Raw genomic sequence first — 18,412 nt, 5'->3', positions numbered from 1 at the left:
GCGGAGCACGGGCGGCGACCGGGGCGGTGGCCGCCGACGGGGTGGCGCCGGCGGCGGTTCGCGAGTGTCGGTACGGGTGTCAGTGCACGAGTTCGACCGCGGCCGGACCGCGGTCGAACGAACCCTGGCGCGGCAGGACCGGCTGGATCCCGGAGACCAGGGTGTAGTCGATCCCGGCCGGATCCCCGGTGGGCACGGTGTCCGGCCGCTCGCCGAGCGCCAGCTGCACCGCGTTCCACGGCAGGTTGAGGCCGCACAGGCGCAGCTGGTGCAGGCCGCCGGAGGGGCGGGTGTTGACGTCGATGACCACCGGCTCCCCGGCCAGGTGGCGGAACTGCACGTTGGACAGGAAGGACATCCCGACGGACTCGATCAGCCGGCGGGTGGGCTCCAGGTACCGCGGTGCGGTGGTGAAGCTCCGGCGGCGCCGGTGCTTGCTGCGGCCGACCGCGGCGAGCAGGGTGCCGTCGCGGTCGCCGAGGCAGTCGACCGATATCTCGGGGCCCTCCAGGTAGGGCATCACCAGCAGGTCGGCCGGCTCGTCGGCGGCCGCCAGCGCGGCGGCCACCTGGTCGACCTGGACCCGGCTGTCCCAGCCGGCCAGCCGGTGCAGGCCGAAGGGCTCGCGGGTGAGCATCCGGAAGCCCTCGCCGCCGGCGCCGGAAGCGGGTTTGAGGCAGGCGGTGAGCCCGGCGGACTCGATCCGGTCGACGGCGGCGAGCAGGTCGTCGGCGCTCCGGACCAGCCACCACGGCGGGGTGGGCAGTCCGGCGGCGGCGATCGCCGCGTAGCCGTCGGCCTTGCTGTCGAAGGCCGCGATGGCGGTGGCGGGCGGGCAGACGAGGGCGGTGCCGATCGCCTCGAACTCCTGGTGGTGCAGCGAGATCGCGAGCTGGTTGAGCCGGGGCAGGAAGACGTCGATCGCGTGGCGGGCGCAGTAGTCGAGCGCGTAGGCGACGTAGGCGTCCGGGGGGAGGTCGCCCGGTTCCAGGGTGGCGTGGTCGGCGGCGGCGAGCACCGGGGAGTCGGCGTCGACGTGGGTCGCGTGGATCCGGACGGGGCGCGGCGCGGCGCGCAGCTGTTCGATGAAGAAGACGTTCTCGGCGTAGGTGCGGTTGAGCCAGACACGTACGGGGGCACTCATGAAGGCCTCCCAGGGCAGGGGTGAACGAGGGGGAGGGCATCCGGTGCGGCCACTCGTTCGTCACTGGCCCCGTGGCCCTTGAGGCGCACCTTAGCGGCCCGGCTCGCCGGGGTGGACGGCGGGTGGGCCGGTGGCCGGGTCGGGGTCCGGTCGGGGGTCGGTCGCGGGTGGCGTCGGGGTGCGGCCGGGGTCCGGGAGGAGGGGTTCGTCCGCGTTCGAATAAGGATCGAACTGAAATAGATCAGGTGATCTAGTGGTCCTATTTGTTCGGTTATTCCGACCACTCGAAAGAGTGATTGTGGAAGCCTTCGAATGGGCCCATCATGATTCTTGCAAGGCGACACTTCATCGGGTATGCGAAAGGCTCCCTATGTCGACCGAAACCAACGTCGGTATTCCTGCGCCGGGCGGTACGCCGCAATCCGGTTCGCAGCAGAGCCTCGGTACGGCCGGCGCGAGGAACCTCGCGACGACCACCAAGTCCGCGCCGCAGATGCAGGGCATCAGCCCGCGCTGGCTGCTCAGGATGCTGCCGTGGGTGCAGGTCTCCGGCGGTACCTACCGGGTCAACCGGCGCCTGCGGTACGCGGTCGGCCGCGGCCGGGTGAGTGTCGTCCAGACGGGCTCCGAGGTGCGGATCGTCCCGCCCACCCTGCGCGAGGTGCCGGTGCTGCGCGGGTTCGAGGACGACGCGGTGCTGGAGGCGCTGGCCGGTCGCTTCGTCCAACGCGATTTCTCCGCCGGTGAGGTCCTGGTCACGGCGGGGACGCCGATCGACGAGGTCCTCATCATCGCGCACGGCAAGCTCGACCGGTGGGGAACGGGCAAGTACGGCGAGGAGGTGGTGCTCGGCTCCCTCGCCGACGGCGACCACCTGGGCGACGAGGTGCTCCAGCGCGAGGACGGCAGCTGGCCGTACGCGGTGAAGGCCGCCACCGCGGGCACGCTGCTGGCGCTCTCCTGGCCGTCGTTCCAGGAGCTCGCGGAGCGTTCCGAGGCACTGCAGCTGCAGATCATGGACTACCTGGCGGGCTTCCAGCAGGCGCAGAACAAGCACGGCGAGGCGGCGATCGAGCTCTCCGCCGGGCACCACGGCGAGTACGAGCTGCCCGGCGCCTTCGTGGACTACGAGCTGAAGCCGCGCGAGTACGAGCTGAGCGTCGCCCAGACGGTGCTGAAGGTGCACAGCCGGGTCGCCGACCTCTACAACCAGCCGATGAACCAGACCGAGCACCAGCTCCGGCTGACCATCGAGGCGCTGCGCGAGCGCCAGGAGGCCGAGCTGATCAACAACCCGGAGTTCGGGCTCCTGCGGAACGCCGCGTACGAGCAGCGGATCCAGACCCACTCCGGCCCGCCCACGCCGGACGACATGGACGAGCTGCTGAGCCGGCGCCGCGGCACCAAGATGTTCCTCGCCCACCCCAAGGCGATCGCCGCCATCGGCCGGGAGTGCAACCGCCGCGGCCTCTACCCGGACACCGTCGAGGTCCAGGGCAAGCCGGTGTTCGCCTGGCGGGGGGTGCCGGTCTTCCCGTGCAACAAGATCCCGGTCGTCGGCGGTCACACCAGCTCGATCCTCGCGCTGCGCACCGGCGAGGACAACCAGGGTGTCATCGGGCTGCACCAGACCGGAATTCCCGATGAATACCAGCCGAGCCTCTCGGTGCGGTTCATGGGGATCAGCGAGAAGGCCGTCATTTCCTATCTCGTCAGCGCCTACTACTCCGCCGCCATCCTGGTGCCCGACGCGGTGGGCGTGCTGGAGAACGTCGACGTCGCGCACCACCACGACTGACCGGGGTCGATCGGCACCATGCCGTCCGGCCGGTCGCGGGGGTCCCGCGGCCAGCCGGACGGCGCCCACCATCAGGGGGAGGAACCCATGGGAAGTTTCACGTTGGAGCGGGAGCACCGGGAGGGCCACGAGGCGGAGGACGTCCTCGCCCGCACCCGTGGTCTGGTCGATCCGGTCCTGCGCGCCGCGGTCGACTCGCTGCCCGGCTCGATGCGCAAGGTGGCCGGCTACCACTTCGGCTGGTGGGAGGCCGACGGCTCACCGACCGCCGCACCCTCCGGCAAGGCGATCAGGCCGGCCATGGTCCTGGCCGCCACCCAGGCGCTCGGCGGCACCACGGTGACCGCCACCGCGGCGGCGGCGGCCGTCGAGCTCGTCCACAACTTCACCCTGCTCCACGACGACGTCATCGACCGTGACGAGACCAGGCGCCACCGCCCCACCGCCTGGCGGGTGTTCGGCACCACCGAGGCCATCCTGGCGGGCGACGCCATGCACTCGCTGGCGCTGCGCCTCCTCGCGGAGGACACCCACCCGGCCGCGCAGGGCGCGATCCGCCGGCTCACCGACTGCGTGGTCGAACTCTGCGAGGGACAGCAGATCGACTGCGCCTTCGAGCAGCGCAGTGACGTTTCGCTCGCCGAGTGCCTGGCGATGGCGGAGGCGAAGACGGGTGCGCTGCTCGGTGCCGCCTGCGCGATGGGCGCCCAGTACGCGGGCGCCTCGGAGGAGGCGGCGCAGGCGATGGACGGCTTCGGCCGGGAGATCGGCCTGGCGTTCCAGCTCATCGACGATCTGATCGGGATCTGGGGGGATCCCGCCGTCACCGGCAAGCCGGTCGGGGCGGACTTGGTGGCACGCAAGAAGTCCCTGCCGGTGGTGGCGGCGCTGGGCTCCGACACACCGGACGGGCGGGCGCTGGCCGAGCTGTACGCGCTCGCGCGTCCGCTCAGCCCGGAGGAGTTGAGCCGTTGCGCGGCCGCGGTGGAGGGTGCGGGCGGCCGGGGCTGGGCGCAGGGGGAGTCGTGCGAGCGGATGGCCGCCGCGCTCGGCCAGTTGGCGACGGCGGTGCCCGAGCCGTCCGCGGCCGACGAGCTGCTGGCGCTCGCCGAGTTGGTCACCCGGCGGACGCACTGACCGGGGTCCGTCGGCCGCGGCGCACGGTCCGGTCCGCGCCGCTTGGCGCGCGTGCCGGCACCTGCCGCCCGGGCGTGCGCACTGATCGCGTCGGTCCGGTGACCACAGCCCCGGTCTCCTGGCCCACCCGGGCCCGACGGACCCGCCTGGCTCGCCGCCTCGGTAGGGCGGCGAGCCAGACAGCGTCGGCGCGCAGGGCGCGGCCCGCATCGCGCTACGCGAGGGCGGCGAGCAGGCGCTGCTCCTTGGCGGGGACCATGCCGGCCTTCTGAGCGGCACCCTTGCGGCCCTTGAGCCCGTCGGCGTCGGTGTCCTCGGCCGGGCCGCGCGTGCGGAGCCAGGCCCAGGTGTCCCGGGCGGTGTCGGCGAACGGCCGACACCGCAGGCCGGCCGCCTGTGCCCGGGCGGTGTCGGCGAGCCAGACGCCCGCCAGCTCCGGCACGTCGGGTGCCCAGAGCGGGAGTTCGCTCCAGGGCTGGACGCTGTCCGGACCTTCGGCGAGCAGCGGGCCGTCCTCGACCCAGACGAGCTCCGCCGGCGGGTGGGCGGCGCCGTCCCCGTCGACGGTCTCGCCGACCACCTCGACGCAGGTCGCCAGGAACTCCCCGAAGGTGACGTTCCCGGCCGGGGCGGTGGTGAGGTAGCGCCCGGTACGACCGGCCTCCAGCGCGGTCACGCCGAACACCGCGAAGTCGCGGACGTCGATGACCTGCATCGCCCGGGTCGGGTCACCCGGAGCCAGTACCCGGCCGCCGCGGGCCATCCGCTCCAGCCACCACGGCAGGCGGCCGCCGTTCTCGTGAGGGCCGATCAGCAGGCCGCTGTTGAGGATCAGTGTGCGGTCGGCCCCGAACCCCTCCAGCACCGCGCGTTCGCAGCCGGCCTTGAGGGGGTTGCCGGGGGGCTGGTCGGGCGGGGTGTCGGCGGGGCAGGGGTGCAGGGGCGCGGTCTCGTCCACCGCCCGGGCCGGCCAGTCGGCGAAGGCGTGCACGGAGGAGACGAAGGTGTAGTGGTCCGCGTGCGCGCGCAGCAGCCGGGCGGAGAGCGCGGCCTGGGCGGGCTGCTGCGCCGAGGTGTCGACGACGGCGTCCCACCGCCGTCCCTCGACCAGCCGGGCCAGGTCGTCGGCGGAGTCGCGCTCGCCCCGGACGGTCTCGACGCCGGGCAGGTCGCTGCCGGAGCGGCCGCGGTTGAAGGTGGTCACGTCGTGGCCCCGGTCGAGGGCCTGCGAAGCGTAGGCCCGTCCGAGGAAGGACGAACCGCCGAGCAAGAGGATCTTCATATCGCCAGCCTCTCCCGGTCGGACCCGCCACAGGCTTCCGTTCGCGGCGGGCGGACGCACCCGGAGGTACCCCGGGCGTACCCCGGAGGCATCCGGACGCGCCCGGAGCTGCCTCGGCGGTACCCCAGGCGTACTCCGGAAGCATCGCGAACCCACTCCGGACGTACCCCGGACGCCCGGGTGCGCGGGCGGGGCCCTTCCGGCATCGCCGACATGCTGATCGACTGGGCCGCCCCTAGGATCCGTTTGAACCTGTATGTCCGGATAAGGGGCATGCGCCGAGGCAGGGGAGAGCGACAGCATGGGCAACCCGGCACTCGTGGATCCGGCCACCGTCCGCGCGACCGCCGCCGAGGCATGGATCTGGGGGTTCCCGCTCCTGGAGAACTACCGGACGCTCTACCCGCAGGCCGTCGACGACGCGGACCCGCGCCACATCGGCGGCTTCGGCGTCTTCCGGCACCATGCGCAGCCCTCCACCCCGGCGACCACCGATGTCGTCACGCCCGACAACGACACCCGGTACTCCTGGGCCTGGCTCGACCTCCGGGCCGAACCGTGGGTCGTCTCGGTGCCCGCCGAGGACCGCTACTACGTCCTCCCCCTGCACGAACTCGACACCTCCTACGCCGGGTTCATCGGTACCCGGGCCACCGGCCGGGAGGCCGGCGACTACCTGGTGGCGGGCCCCGGCTGGCAGGGCGCGGTGCCCGAGGGCACGGCCGGTGTCATCCGCACCGCCACCGAGCTGATCGGCATCGTCGGCCGCACCCACCTCGGCGGTACCTCGCCGGAGGCGGTCGAGGAGCTGAAGGGCCTCCAGCGGCAGTACCGGCTGCGCCCGCTGCACGAGTACGCGGGTACTGCGGCACCGCCGCCCGCACCCGACCCCGTCTGGCCGGTCTGGCGGGAGGAGGTGCTGGGCACCATCGAGTTCTTCGGCTTCCTCGACTTCCTGCTCGGCTTCTGCCCCGTGCTGCCCGCCGACGCCGACCTGCGCGGCCGGCTCACCGATCTGGGCATCGACGGCCGGGGCGAGTTCGAGCCCGCCGCGCTGCCGATCGAGGTCCGCGCCGAGATCGGGCGCGGCATCGCCGACGCCCGGGCCGAACTCACCCGGGCCGCCGAACGGGCCGCCGAACGGGCCGCCGAACGGGCCGGGCAAGGGACCGAGGAAGGGGCCGGGGACACGGCCGGCCTCTCCGGCACGCGGGAGCGGCTCGGCACGGACCACCTCCGGCGGGCCGTCGGCGCCTCGCGGGACCTGTACGGGCTGCCCGTCGAGGAGGTCTGGTACGGCGCCTGGACGGCCGACAGCGACGGCAACAGCCCGCCGAACACCGGCGAGCACGACTACGTCCTGCGCTTCGGACCGGACACGCTCCCGCCCGCGCGGTTCTTCTGGTCGGCGACCATGTACGCGCTCCCCGGGCGCCGGCTGGTCGACAACCCGCTGGACCGCTACTCGATCGGCGACCGCACCCCCGGGCTGGCCCACGACCCGGACGGCGGCCTCACCCTCTACCTCCAGCACAAGCGCCCGGCCGACGCCCAGCACTCGGCCAACTGGCTGCCCGCGCCCGACGGCCCGTTCGAGGTGGTCGTCCGGCTCTACGGACCGGACGAGCGGGCCCGCGAAGGCTGTTGGGCGCTCCCACCGCTGACGCCACGCTGAGCCCGGCACCGCCTCCAGCCCCGCGAGCAGCACCACCCACCTACGACCCGCCACCCACCTACGACCCGCCACCCACCTACGACCTGCCACCCACCCACGACCCGCCACCCACCCACGACCCGCCACCCACCCATGCCCCACCACCGACACACCCCGACCCCGCCACCCGGACCCCGGGAAGGACTACCGATGACCCAGCCCGAGCTGGAGGCCCTGGCCGCCGACGCCTACGTCTACGGCTACCCGCTGGTCTCCGACCTCACCATGGTCGAGCGCTTCACCGCGGGCGGCCTGGGGACCCTGCCCGCGGCCCCCTTCAACGACTTCAGCCACGCGACCAGACTGGCCGGCCCGGACGACCCCTTCGTCTCCGTCAACAACGACACCGTCTACTCGATCGCCCAGCTCGACCTCTCCGAGGGTCCGCAGGTGCTGCGGGTACCGGACACCGCCGGGGCCTACTACGTCCTGCAGTTCGTCGGCGCGTGGACCGACAACTTCGCCTACCTCGGCCGGCGGGCCACCGGCACCGGCGCGCAGACCTGGCTGGTCGTCCCGCCCGGCTGGCACGGGACCCCGCCGAGCCGGGAACGCGTGATCGTCTCGCCGACCACCGTGGCCACCGTCGTCGGCCGCTTCGCCTGCACCGGCCCGGAGGACCTGCCGCGCGTCCGGGCCCTCCAGGAAGGGCTGACGCTCGAACCGCTGGAGCCGGGCGGCCTGGCCGCCGGGCTGCCCGAGCCGGACCCCGCGGTGCCGGAGCGGCTGGCCTTCTTCGAACGGCTGCGGATCTGGATGGCGGCCTTCCCGCCCGCCGGGCCGGACGTCGAGTACCAGCAGCGCTTCGCGCCGCTCGGCCTGCTCGACACCGGACCGTCGCCGTACCGCGCCGCCGAACCCGAGTGGACCCTCGCCCTGCTCAAGGGCCTGGCCGCGGGCCGGGAACGGGTCGAGGCCGCCACCCGGCCGCCGGAGGACCACCCGGCCGGCGAGTGGCGCTCCGGGCTGCACCTGTTCGACTTCAACGTCGACTTCCTCGGCCCCGGCACCATCGACGACCCGGAGTGGCGCATCCCCGACCGCCGCGCCGCTTACCTCAGCCGCGCCGCCGCCGCCCGCGCCGGACTCTGGGGCAACCACGCGTACGAGGCCACCTACGCGATGACGTACGACGACGCCGACGGGCGGCCGCTGAGCGGCGCCCACAGGTACACGCTGCGCCTGGACCAGCCGCCGCCGGCCGAGGCCTTCTGGTCCGTCACCATGTACGGCCTGCCGGACTACTACCTGGTCGCGAACCCGATCGAGCGCTACTCGATCGGCGACCGGACGCCGGGCCTGGTCTACGCCGAGGACGGCTCGCTGACGCTCCGGCTGCAGCACGACCGCCCCACCGACCCGGCGGAGGAGGCGAACTGGCTGCCGACCCCGGCGGGGGAGTTCCGGCCGATCATCCGGCTCTACCAGCCGAAGCCGGCCGCCCTCGACGGCACCTACCGGGTGCCGCCGATCCGGCGGAGCTGAGCGGGTTGTCCGCACACCGGTGACCGGGAGGAGTCGGGATGGGTGACGCCGTCGGCCAGATGCTGGCCTCGGCCGTCGGCATCGCGCTCAGCCCGATGCCGCTGATCGCCGTGATCCTGATGCTGGCCACCCCGCAGGGCCGGACCAACGGGTCGGCCTTCACGGGCGGCTGGGTGGTGGCGCTGGGAGCGGTGGTCGCGGTGGTGGTGTCGGCCGGCTCGGGGCTGAGTACCGGCTCCGCCCCGCCGGCCTGGGCGTGGTGGCTGAAGCTGGCGCTGGGCGCGCTGTTCCTGCTGCTGGGGTTCGAGCAGTGGCGGGGCCGCCCGCGCGAGGGCCATGTGCACGCGCCGCCGACGTGGATGCGGGCGATCGACCGCTTCACCCCGGTCCGGGCGGCCGGCCTGGGCGCCGCCCTGGTGGTGGCCAACCCGAAGAACCTGGTGCTGGCGGTGGGCGGCGCGGTCTCGATCGCCACCAGTACGGCCTCCGGCGGCGGCAAGGCGGGCGCGGCCGCGCTGATGGTGGTGATCGGCTCGCTCTGCACGGTGGTGCCGCTGGCGGTGTCCCGGTTCGGCGGCGACCGGTCGACCCGGGTGCTCGGTGAGTGGAAGGCGTGGATGGCCGCGCACAACGCGGCCATCATGATCGTCCTCCTGGTCGTCCTCGGGGCGAAGTACCTCGGCGACGGCATCGCCGGGCTGACCGGCTGACCGGCTGACCGGCTGACCGGCTGAGCCACGGGGCCGGGGGCGGGCGACGGGCCGGGGGCAGTGCGTCCCCACCCCGGCCCGTGCCTCCCGCTCCGCTCCCCTCCCCTCCCGGTTCAGCGCGGCGAAGCGGGCGCCGACGCGCCACTCCTCGGCGCCGGTGACGCCGACCCGCCCGGCGACGCGGCCCCGCTGGGCGTGCCTGTCCCCGTCCCCGGCCCGGTCGGCGCGCCCGTGGGCGCCCCTGTCGGCGCCCCTGTCGGCGCGCCCGTCGGAGCCCCGGTCGGTGTCGCCGGGGGAGCGGTCGTCGGCGTGCCGCTCGGCGCGGCCGTCGCCGTCGGTCCGGACGGCGCCGCCGTGGGCCCGGGCCCGGTCGGGGTACCACCGGTCGGCGGGCCCGTCGGCGTACCGCCGGTGGGCGTGGGCCCCGGATCGGTCGGGGCCGAGGTCGGCTCGCCCGGCGCCGAGGTGCTGCCGCCCCGGTGGTGCGGGCCGCCCTCCAGGGTGACCACCGCCTGCGAGGGCGGCAGGGCGATCCGGGCGGTCCAGTGCGCGTCCGGCGCGAGGTCCTCGTCGACGGTGACGATCACCGTGATCCGCTGGCCCGGTGCGAGCGTTCCGGCGTCCCGGCTGAGGCGCAGCCAGGCGGCCCCCACCTCGGCGTGCCAGCGGATCTCGGTGGCGCCGGAGTTGGTCAGGGTGAGGACGGTGCGGTTGCCGTACTCGCCGGCCTCGACGGTCAGCAGCCCGATCGGGGCGGTGGCCGGTGCCCCCGGACCACCGGCGGGGCCTGCGGCGCCCGGTGCGGTGCCCGGGCCGCCGGTGACGGCAGGGGCCGGTGCGGCGACCAGTGTCGGACTGCCGAGCGGGGTCGCGCCCCGGCCGGGGACCGGAATCGCGGGGCCCTGGATCCCCGGGAGCAACGTTTCTGCACCCCTGGCCCCGGCCAGTTCCAGCCCCGCCACCGCCGGGGCCGCGCCCACGGCCCCCACCACCCCGCCGGGCAGCCCGGACTGCCCGGCCACCGCCCCCGGCCCGCCCGGCCGGTGCCCGGCGGACCGCGCGTCGTCCTCGACCCGGACCGAGGAGACGGAGGCCGCCGCCCCGGTGCCGCCGCCACCCCGGTGGCCGGCCCAGAGCGCCACCACCGGCGCGGCCAGGACGGCGGCCAGCACCCCGGTGGTCACCACCCGGCGGCGTACCGCCCGGGCCCGGCCGCTGTCCGGCGCCCGGTGGCGCGGGAACCCGCCCTGGTCGAACCGGAGACCGGGCTCGACCACCGGGGCCGGCCCCGAGGTCCTCCGCCGGGCCGCCTCCTCCGCCGCACGCGGCAGGAACACCGCCCCGTCGGTCCCTGCCCCGGTCGCCGCCGGGGCCGCCGGGGCGGACAGGACCGGCAGCCCGGACAGGCCGTCGGCGCCCTGCGTCACCTCGCCGGCCACCCGCTCGGCAGTGCCCCGACAGGTCGGGCAGTCCGCCACGTGCTGCACCAGCTCGCGGCGCAGCGCGGGGCCGAGCACCCAGTCCCGCCAGCTCTCCGCCCCGGCCCCGCCGAGCCGGTCCAGTTCGGGGCAGCTGCCGACACCGAGCACCAGCAGCGCCGCCCTGGTCCGGCCGACCTCGGCCTCGGCCGAGGCGAGCAGTGCGCGGCAGCTCTCGAAGGGGACGCCCAGGACGGCCGCCACCTCGATCGGGCTCAGCCGGTGGCGCACCGACAGCTCCAGCGCCTCGCGCTGTTCGGGGTCGGTGCCGGCCGCCTCGGGCCAGGCCAGCGAGGCCAGCTCCCGGCGCCGACGGCCCGCCTCCGCGGCCGAGGGACCGGCGGCGTCCGAGGGCCCGGCGGCGTCCGACGGGCCCGCACCGCCGGTACCCGCACCGGTCACCGCGTCGAGCAGGCCGGCGACGGCGGCGGCACCGGCGGCGGCACCAGGACCGGCAGCGCCACCGCCGCCGAGTCCGCCCCCGTCCTCCAGGCGCCGCAGGCAGCAGTACCGGGCCAGCGAGTACAGCCAGGCCCGGACCATCCCCGGTTCGGCGAGCCGGGCCCCGTGCCGCCGCGCCAGCTCGCGCACCTCGCGCAGGGCGGCCGCGGCCGCGTCGTGCTCGCACAGCACCGAGAGGCAGTAGGTGAACAGGCCGTCCACCTGCCGGTCGTACGCCGCGAGCACGGGGTCGCGCGGCCCTTCGATACGCGTTGTCACCCGTCCGACGGTAGAGAGACCCGGGCCCCCGCCCGGGCTCTTCCCTGCTGTTGTACTTCTTTCGGGTAACAACATCGCCCATTCGTGGACCGGAGGTGCCCGCACCGTCCCGTCCCCGCGCCGCGGCCGCCGGACCCGCGTTGTCCTACCCAGGCGCTACGGTGACCGCATGGCTGCCCGCACCAAGACCACCGCCAAGCCGCGCCCGGCGTACCGCTGCACCGAGTGCGGCAACCAGCTGCCCAAATGGGTCGGCCGCTGCCCGGAGTGCAACGCCTGGGGCACGGTCGAGGAGTACGGCGCGGTGCCGATCAGGACGACGGCCGCCGGGCCGGTGAGCGCGCCCGCGCGCCCGATCGCCCAGATCGACGGCCAGGTCGCGACGGCCCGCTCCACCGGTGTGCCCGAGCTGGACCGGGTGCTCGGCGGCGGCCTCGTCCCCGGCGCCGTGGTGCTGCTGGCCGGCGAGCCCGGCGTCGGCAAGTCCACCCTGCTGCTGGACGTCGCGGCCAAGGCGGCCAGTGCCCAGCACCGCACGCTCTACGTCACCGGTGAGGAGTCGGCCGGTCAGGTCCGGCTGCGGGCGGACCGGATCAACGCGCTCTCCGAGCACCTGTACCTCGCGGCCGAGTCCGATCTCGGCGCCGTCCTCGGGCACATCGACGCGGTGAACCCGGGCCTGCTGATCCTGGACTCGGTGCAGACCATCGCCTCCGCCGAGCTGGACGGCGCGCCCGGCGGGCCGGCCCAGGTCCGCGAGGTGGCCGGTGCGCTGATCCGGGCGTCCAAGGACCGCGGCATGGCCACCCTGCTGGTCGGCCACGTCACCAAGGACGGCCAGATCGCCGGCCCCCGGCTGCTGGAGCACCTGGTGGACGTGGTGCTGAGCTTCGAGGGGGACCGCCACGCCCGGCTGCGGATCATCCGCGGCATCAAGAACCGCTACGGCGCCACCGACGAGGTCGGCTGCTTCGAGCTGCACGACGAGGGCATCGTGGGCCTGGCCGATCCCTCGGGCCTCTTCCTGACCAGGCGTGACAAGCCCGTCCCCGGCACCTGCCTGACCGTCACGCTGGAGGGCCGGCGGCCGCTGGTGGCGGAGGTGCAGGCGCTGATGGTGGATTCGCAGATCCCGTCCCCGCGCCGGACGACCTCCGGCCTGGAGTCGCCCCGGATCGCGATGATCCTGGCCGTGGTCGAGCGGCACGGCGGGGTCAAGCTCGGCAAGCAGGACATCTACACGGCCACGGTCGGCGGGGTGAAGCTGAGCGAGCCCTCGGCGGACCTCGCGATCGCGCTCGCCGTGGCCAGCTCCTCCTCGGACACCCCGCTCCCGAGCAACCTGGTGGCGATCGGCGAGGTCGGTCTGGCGGGCGAGGTACGGCGGGTGACGGGTGTGCAGCGGCGGCTGGCCGAGGCGCACCGGCTGGGCTTCACGCACGCGCTGGTCCCGCCGGACCCGGGCAAGGTGCCGGCGGGGATGACGGTCGTCGAGGTCGCGGACATCGGTGAGGCGCTGCGGGCCATCCCGGGCCGCCGCCGGGCCGCCGCCAAGCCGCGCGGTGAGGCGCCGTCGGCGCCGCCGACCCCGCGCCGGGCCGCCGCCGCGGCGCCCGTCGCGGCCTACCCGGAGGAGCTCATGGAGGGGTGGGAGCCGGTCGACTCGGACGAACTGCGCTGACCCAAGCCCTGTTAATGCCGCACGCAGTTAGACTTTCCCCTGTCTAATTGGCAATAAGGCAGTAATAAGCGACAGAGCGACAGACCGTACGCCGGCGCACGGCGCGAGGCGCGCGGCACGGGGTCGACCGGAGGAGTCACGTGGCAGGCAGCGACCGGGTGGACAAGTCCTCCCGCGAGGAGGCCCTGCTGCGGGCCTCCCTCACCGCCATCGCCCCCGGCACGGGGCTGCGTGACGGCCTGGAACGCGTGCTGCGGGCCAACACCGGCGGTCTGATCGTGCTCGGCTTCGACAAGACCGTCGAGTCGATCTGTACCGGCGGGTTCGTCCTGGACGTCGAGTTCACCGCGACCCGGCTCCGCGAGCTGTGCAAGCTCGACGGCGCCGTGGTGCTGGACAAGGACATCACCAAGATCGTCCGGGCCGGCGTGCACCTGATGCCGGACTCCACCATCCCCACCGACGAGACGGGCACCCGCCACCGCACCGCGGAGCGGGTCAACCGGCAGACCGGGTTCCCCGTGGTCGCGGTGTCGCACTCGATGCGGCTGATCGCGATGTACGTCAACGGCACCCGCCGGGTGCTGGAGGACTCCACCACCGTCCTCTCCCGGGCGAACCAGGCGCTGGCCACGCTGGAGCGGTACAAGCTCCGGCTGGACGAGGTGGCCGGCACGCTCTCCGCCCTGGAGATCGAGGACCTGGTGACGGTCCGGGACGTCACCGCCGTCGCCCAGCGGCTGGAGATGGTCCGGCTGATCGCCACCGAGATCGCCGGCTACGTGCTGGAGCTCGGTATCGACGGCCGGCTGCTCTCCCTCCAACTGGACGAGCTGATCGCGGGCGTAGAGCCGGAGCGCGAGCTGGTCGCCCGGGACTACTTCCCGGAGCGGGCCGCGAAGAAGGGCCGGACGGTCGCCGAGGTGCTGGCCGATCTGGAGGCGTTGACCCACGCCGAGCTGCTCGACCTGCAGACGGTCGCCAAGGCGCTCGGCTACTCGGGCTCGCCGGAGTCGCTGGACTCCGCGGTCTCGCCGCGCGGCTACCGCCTGCTGGCCAAGATCCCGCGCCTGCCCAACACCGTGATAGAGCGGCTGGTCGAGCATTTCGGCGGACTGCAGAAGCTGCTCGCGGCCAGCATCGACGATCTGCAGACGGTCGAGGGCGTCGGCGAGACCAGGGCGCGCTCGGTGCGCGAGGGCCTGTCCCGACTTGCTGAATCGTCCATCCTGGAGCGCTACGTCTGACGACGACCAGTACGTGCGGGCGGCCCTCGGGGAACCTTCCCCGGGGGCCGCTCCGTGTCGCGGCGCCGCCCGTCGCGCCGCCCCGGCGAACCCCGTCCGGGGGTGGCCGGAAACGCGCCGAAGCCCCGGCGCGGCGTGCGCCGGGGCTTCGCGGGAGGGCGTCGGGAGCGGGGTGTTCGGGGCGCTCAGCTCTCCAGGCGGATCGAGGAGCGCGCCGACACCTGGCCGCCGGAGAGGCCGGTGAGGTCGGCGACCACCAGGTAGGTGCCGGCGGGCGCGGCCGCCGGATCGGCGGTGGCGCACTGCGGCTTGCTGCGGCCGCGGTCCCAGGTGAAGGTCTCGGTCAGGCCGCTGTTGGCCGGGATCTGCACCCAGTTGCCGCCGCGGTCGGCCGGGCAGTCGCCGGAGGACCAGACGCGGTCGCCGTTGCTGGCCGTCACCGTGATGGCGGAGGCCGTCCGCCCGAGGTCCACCCGGCAGTTGGCGCCGGAGGAGTTGTGGACGGTCAGCGTCAGCTTCGGCTTGTCCTTGGGCTGGTAGGAGTTCTGGGCGCTGGCCAGCTCCAGCGTCACCTGGGAGGAGGCGCAGACGGGTAGCGCCATCACCTCGGAGGTGTTCACCGGGGGAGTGCCGCCGCTGCCGCCCGAGCCGCCGGCCGCGCCGCCGCCCGTACCGCCCGCGGCGGACCCGCCGCCGGCCGATCCGCCGGTGGCCGAACCGCCGCCGGTGGCCGGGTTGGCCGCGCCACCGGAGCCGCCCGCACCGCCGGTGCTGAGGCTGGCGTCGCCGCCACCGGATCCGGAGACCGCGCCGCCGCCCGGGTTGGTGCCGCCCGTCCCGCCGCTGCCGGGGCGCGAGTTGTTCGCGGGCCCGGTCGACGACGCGCCCGGGGTGATCGTCTGGACCGGGGTCTGGGAGGGAGCGGCCTGCGCGCCCTTGCCCGCCGGTCCGTCACCACCACCGCCCTGGTCGGACATCAGCCAGACGAGCAGGGCGACGACCGCGGCGACGGCGACGGCGACGACGAGACGCCGTCGCCAGTAGATCGAGGCCGGCAACGGTCCCACGGGTTGACGCAGAGAAGGCACGCCCAAACTCTACGAGACAGTGTGTGCCCTGTGACTCACCAACACCGCACACTCGTCCCTTCCTTCACATGATCCGCCATATGAGCCGTTCGGGGGAGTCCGGGTGGGAGCCTTCCGGGGCAATCCGGAACCCGCTCGTCCGCTCCGAGCCTGATCAGAGGCAGCTCCGAGGCAGCTCCGCGCCAGGCCCCGCACCCGCTTCGAGCGGCGGCGCGGACATGGGAGGATCGAAGGGCCATGGCTGCCATCACCGTCACCCCCGCCGTCCCCGCCCCCTCGTCCGCGGCGGCCGCCGTACCGGCGCTGCCGCTGCCGCTGCCGGTCCTGCACTCGACCGTCCTCGGCTGGTACGACGCCCACCAGCGCGACCTCCCCTGGCGGACCCCGGAGGCCTCGCCCTGGGCGGTGATGGTCAGCGAGTTCATGCTCCAGCAGACCCCGGTGAAGCGGGTGCTGCCGGCCTACGCGGCATGGCTGGAGCGCTGGCCGACACCGGCCGACCTGGCGGCCGACGCGCCGGGCGAGGCGGTTCGGATGTGGGGCCGGCTGGGCTACCCGCGGCGGGCGCTGCGCCTGCACGGGGCGGCGGTGGCGATCACCGAGAAGCACGGCGGCGTCGTCCCGGACGACCACGCGACGCTGCTCTCGCTGCCCGGCGTCGGGGAGTACACGGCCGCGGCGGTGGCCTCGTTCGCCTTCCGCCAGCGGCACGTGGTGCTCGACACCAACGTCCGGCGGGTGTTCGCCCGCGCGGTGACCGGGGTGGAGTACCCGGCCCAGGCCACCACGGCGGCCGAGCGGCGGACGGCGACGGCGCTGCTGCCCGACGACGCCGACACGGCGGCGACCTGGGCGGTCGGCGTGATGGAGCTGGGGGCCCTGGTCTGCACGGCGCGCGCACCGGAGTGCGGCGGCTGTCCGCTGTTCAGCCACTGTGCGTGGCAGCGGGCCGGCCGCCCGCCGTACGAGGGCCCGGCCCGGCGCGGCCAGACCTACGAGGGAACGGACCGGCAGGTGCGCGGGAAGCTCCTCGCGGTGCTGCGGGACGCGCACGGCACGGTCGGGCAGGCACGGCTGGACGCGGTCTGGCCGGACGCGGTGCAGCGGGCCCGGGCGCTGGACGGACTGGTCGCCGACGGCCTGGTCGAGCCGGTCGAGCAGGGCGTCTACCGCCTGCCGCAGTAGCGCGGGACGGCCCGTGGCGGCCCTTGGCGGCCTGCGGGACGGCGGACCGGAACCGCCCGCGCCCGGAGACGCGAAAGCCCCCCTCCCAGGGCGGGAGGGGGGCTTTCCGGGCGTCAGATCGCGACGGCCTCGATGTTGGGCTCGGTGCCCTTGGCGTCGTCCTTCGCCGGCGAGCCGGCGCCGCGCAGCGGCACCTCGCGCAGGAACACCGCCGCGGCGATCGAGATCACCGCGGCCGCGGCGCCCCAGAGGAAGACGGTGTGCATGCCGTTGGCCACGGCGTGGTGGTACGCGTCCTGGACCGGGGCGGGCAGCGCCCGCAGCGCGGCCGGGCTCAGGGAGCTCGGGTCGCCCTTGCCACCGCCGTTGGCGGCCGCGTCGCCGAGCCGCTCCTTCATGGTCTCGGTCACCCGGTTGTTGAACAGGGCCCCGAACAGCGCCACACCGAAGGAACCGCCGATGGTGCGGAACAGCGTGGCGGTGGAGCTGGCCACGCCCATGTCCTTGAGCTCCACGCTGTTCTGCGCGACCAGCATGGTGATCTGCATCAGGAAGCCCATGCCGGCGCCGAGCACCACCATGTAGCAGGCCGAGGCGAAGCTGCTGGTGTCGGTGGAGAGCATGGACAGCAGCAGCATGCCGCCGGTCATCACGATGGTGCCGATGATCGGGTAGATCCGGTACTTGCCGGTCTTGGTGACCGCCTGGCCGACCACCAGCGAGACGACCAGCATGCCGAACATCATCGGCATCAGCAGCAGGCCGGAGTTGGTCGCCGAGGCGCCCTGCACGGTCTGCTGGTAGAGCGGCAGGAAGACGGTCGAGCCGAACATCACGAAGCCGACGATGAAGCCGATCAGCGAGACCAGGGTGAAGTTCAGGTTCTTGAACAGGTCGAGCGGGAGCATCGGCTCCTCGACCCGCTGCTCGACGTAGCAGAAGGCGATCAGCGTGGCGGCGGCGAGCGCGCCCAGGCCCAGGATCTGCTTGGAGCCCCAGGCGTACTCCTGGCCGCCCCAGGTGGTGATCAGGGTGAGCGCGGTGATGCCGGTGGTGAGCAGGAGCGCGCCGACGTAGTCGATGCGGGCCTTGCTGCGGACCTTCGGCAGCTTCAGGGTGACCACGACGACGGCGAGCGCGATCACGCCGAGCGGCAGGTTGATGTAGAAGGTCCAGTGCCAGCTCAGGTGGTCGGTGATGAAGCCGCCGACCAGCGGGCCGCCGATGGTGGCGAGCGCCATCACCGCGGCGAACATGCCCTGGTACTTGCCGCGGTCACGCGGCGGGACCAGCGCGCCCATGATCGACATCACGCCGACCATCAGACCGCCGGCGCCCAGGCCCTGGAGGGCGCGGAAGCCGATCAGCTCGTTCATGTTCTGCGAGAGGCCGGACAGCGCCGAACCCACGAGGAAGATCACGATCGAGGTGAGGAAGATGCCCTTGCGGCCGTAGAGGTCGCCGAGCTTGCCCCAGATCGGGGTGGAGGCGGCGGTGGCCAGGGTGTAGGCGGTCACCACCCAGGACAGGTGCTCGGCGCCGCCGAGGTCGCCGACGATCGTCGGCATCGCGGTGCCGACGATCAGGTTGTCGAGCATGGCCAGCAGCATGGTGACCACCAGGCCGATCATGACCAGGCGGATCTCCCGGGGAGAGCGCGACTGCTGCTCCTCGGGCGTCGTCGATTCCGGTGCCGGGGTGGCGGCCTTGGGTTGTGACATGGGGTGGTGTCTCCCGGACTGG

The 18,412-nt window shown here is 74.2% G+C and carries 13 protein-coding genes; 8 read left to right on the top strand and 5 right to left on the bottom strand.

The window, feature by feature from the left end; translation table 11 throughout:
- Positions 1-79 precede the first annotated feature (79 nt).
- Positions 80-1,144, bottom strand: a complete 1,065-nt coding sequence (locus ACFWA9_RS05250; RefSeq protein ID WP_329488372.1) for an ATP-grasp domain-containing protein — start codon at positions 1,142-1,144, stop codon at positions 80-82.
- 370 nt (positions 1,145-1,514) lie between these two features.
- Between ACFWA9_RS05250 and ACFWA9_RS05245 the strand changes: the two genes are divergently transcribed.
- Together ACFWA9_RS05245 and ACFWA9_RS05240 are read left to right on the top strand one after the other, a co-directional pair.
- Entirely contained in the window at positions 1,515-2,942 is a 1,428-nt protein-coding gene (locus tag ACFWA9_RS05245; protein WP_329488371.1) for a family 2B encapsulin nanocompartment shell protein, read from the top strand.
- Positions 2,943-3,029: 87 nt separating this feature from the next.
- Positions 3,030-4,079, top strand: a complete 1,050-nt coding sequence (locus ACFWA9_RS05240) for a family 2 encapsulin nanocompartment cargo protein polyprenyl transferase (protein WP_380383268.1) — start codon at positions 3,030-3,032, stop codon at positions 4,077-4,079.
- Positions 4,080-4,293: 214 nt separating this feature from the next.
- On the opposite strand, the gene ACFWA9_RS05235 is transcribed toward ACFWA9_RS05240, so the two are convergent.
- Positions 4,294-5,361: an NAD-dependent epimerase/dehydratase family protein gene (locus ACFWA9_RS05235; protein WP_380383266.1), complete on the bottom strand. Its 1,068-nt coding sequence runs from the start codon at positions 5,359-5,361 to the stop codon at positions 4,294-4,296.
- 301 nt (positions 5,362-5,662) lie between these two features.
- Between ACFWA9_RS05235 and ACFWA9_RS05230 the strand changes: the two genes are divergently transcribed.
- The 3 genes from ACFWA9_RS05230 to ACFWA9_RS05220 all read left to right on the top strand — a co-directional run bounded on the left by ACFWA9_RS05230 (position 5,663) and on the right by ACFWA9_RS05220 (position 9,270).
- The gene (locus ACFWA9_RS05230; protein WP_380383264.1) at positions 5,663-7,036 is read left to right on the top strand and encodes a DUF1254 domain-containing protein; all 1,374 of its coding nucleotides are present in this window, start codon (positions 5,663-5,665) and stop codon (positions 7,034-7,036) included.
- A gap of 189 nt (positions 7,037-7,225) precedes the next feature.
- A complete protein-coding gene (locus ACFWA9_RS05225; protein ID WP_380383262.1) occupies positions 7,226-8,560 on the top strand; it encodes a DUF1254 domain-containing protein in 1,335 nt (444 codons plus the stop codon).
- A gap of 38 nt (positions 8,561-8,598) precedes the next feature.
- Positions 8,599-9,270 carry a GAP family protein gene (locus ACFWA9_RS05220; protein ID WP_380383260.1) on the top strand — a complete coding sequence of 224 codons (672 nt, stop codon included), beginning with the start codon at positions 8,599-8,601 and terminating at the stop codon, positions 9,268-9,270.
- 113 nt (positions 9,271-9,383) lie between these two features.
- Here the strand turns inward: ACFWA9_RS05220 and ACFWA9_RS05215 are convergent, their stop codons facing one another.
- Positions 9,384-11,468: a sigma-70 family RNA polymerase sigma factor gene (locus tag ACFWA9_RS05215; RefSeq protein WP_380383258.1), complete on the bottom strand. Its 2,085-nt coding sequence runs from the start codon at positions 11,466-11,468 to the stop codon at positions 9,384-9,386.
- Between the two features lie 169 nt (positions 11,469-11,637).
- On the opposite strand from ACFWA9_RS05215, the gene radA reads away from it, so the two are divergent.
- Positions 11,638-13,149 (top strand): DNA repair protein RadA, encoded by a 1,512-nt coding sequence (radA, locus tag ACFWA9_RS05210; RefSeq protein WP_352286122.1) that lies wholly within the window; start codon positions 11,638-11,640, stop codon positions 13,147-13,149.
- Between the two features lie 140 nt (positions 13,150-13,289).
- A complete protein-coding gene (gene disA, locus ACFWA9_RS05205) occupies positions 13,290-14,396 on the top strand; it encodes a DNA integrity scanning diadenylate cyclase DisA (protein WP_329488361.1) in 1,107 nt (368 codons plus the stop codon).
- Between the two features lie 185 nt (positions 14,397-14,581).
- On the opposite strand, the gene ACFWA9_RS05200 is transcribed toward disA, so the two are convergent.
- A complete protein-coding gene (locus tag ACFWA9_RS05200) occupies positions 14,582-15,484 on the bottom strand; it encodes a hypothetical protein (protein WP_380383255.1) in 903 nt (300 codons plus the stop codon).
- A gap of 237 nt (positions 15,485-15,721) precedes the next feature.
- On the opposite strand from ACFWA9_RS05200, the gene ACFWA9_RS05195 reads away from it, so the two are divergent.
- Positions 15,722-16,669: an A/G-specific adenine glycosylase gene (locus ACFWA9_RS05195; RefSeq protein WP_329488359.1), complete on the top strand. Its 948-nt coding sequence runs from the start codon at positions 15,722-15,724 to the stop codon at positions 16,667-16,669.
- Between the two features lie 113 nt (positions 16,670-16,782).
- Here the strand turns inward: ACFWA9_RS05195 and ACFWA9_RS05190 are convergent, their stop codons facing one another.
- Positions 16,783-18,390 (bottom strand): MDR family MFS transporter, encoded by a 1,608-nt coding sequence (locus tag ACFWA9_RS05190; RefSeq protein WP_380383253.1) that lies wholly within the window; start codon positions 18,388-18,390, stop codon positions 16,783-16,785.
- Positions 18,391-18,412: the final 22 nt, after the last annotated feature.

Origin of the sequence: Kitasatospora sp. NPDC059973 (assembly GCF_042737525.1) — a bacterium.
GTDB lineage: Bacteria > Actinomycetota > Actinomycetes > Streptomycetales > Streptomycetaceae > Kitasatospora.
The sequence above is the reverse complement of the archived record's forward strand: the minus strand, read 5'-3'. Positions and strand labels throughout refer to the sequence as shown.

Coding starts and splice junctions, on each gene's coding strand:
- ACFWA9_RS05190 (WP_380383253.1), bottom strand. CDS start 18,390: ATGTCACAACCCAAGGCCGCCACCCCGGCACCGGAATCGACGACGCCC.
- radA (WP_352286122.1), top strand. CDS start 11,638: ATGGCTGCCCGCACCAAGACCACCGCCAAGCCGCGCCCGGCGTACCGC.
- ACFWA9_RS05220 (WP_380383260.1), top strand. CDS start 8,599: ATGGGTGACGCCGTCGGCCAGATGCTGGCCTCGGCCGTCGGCATCGCG.
- ACFWA9_RS05225 (WP_380383262.1), top strand. CDS start 7,226: ATGACCCAGCCCGAGCTGGAGGCCCTGGCCGCCGACGCCTACGTCTAC.
- ACFWA9_RS05235 (WP_380383266.1), bottom strand. CDS start 5,361: ATGAAGATCCTCTTGCTCGGCGGTTCGTCCTTCCTCGGACGGGCCTAC.
- ACFWA9_RS05240 (WP_380383268.1), top strand. CDS start 3,030: ATGGGAAGTTTCACGTTGGAGCGGGAGCACCGGGAGGGCCACGAGGCG.
- ACFWA9_RS05230 (WP_380383264.1), top strand. CDS start 5,663: ATGGGCAACCCGGCACTCGTGGATCCGGCCACCGTCCGCGCGACCGCC.
- ACFWA9_RS05245 (WP_329488371.1), top strand. CDS start 1,515: ATGTCGACCGAAACCAACGTCGGTATTCCTGCGCCGGGCGGTACGCCG.
- ACFWA9_RS05250 (WP_329488372.1), bottom strand. CDS start 1,144: ATGAGTGCCCCCGTACGTGTCTGGCTCAACCGCACCTACGCCGAGAAC.
- ACFWA9_RS05195 (WP_329488359.1), top strand. CDS start 15,722: ATGGCTGCCATCACCGTCACCCCCGCCGTCCCCGCCCCCTCGTCCGCG.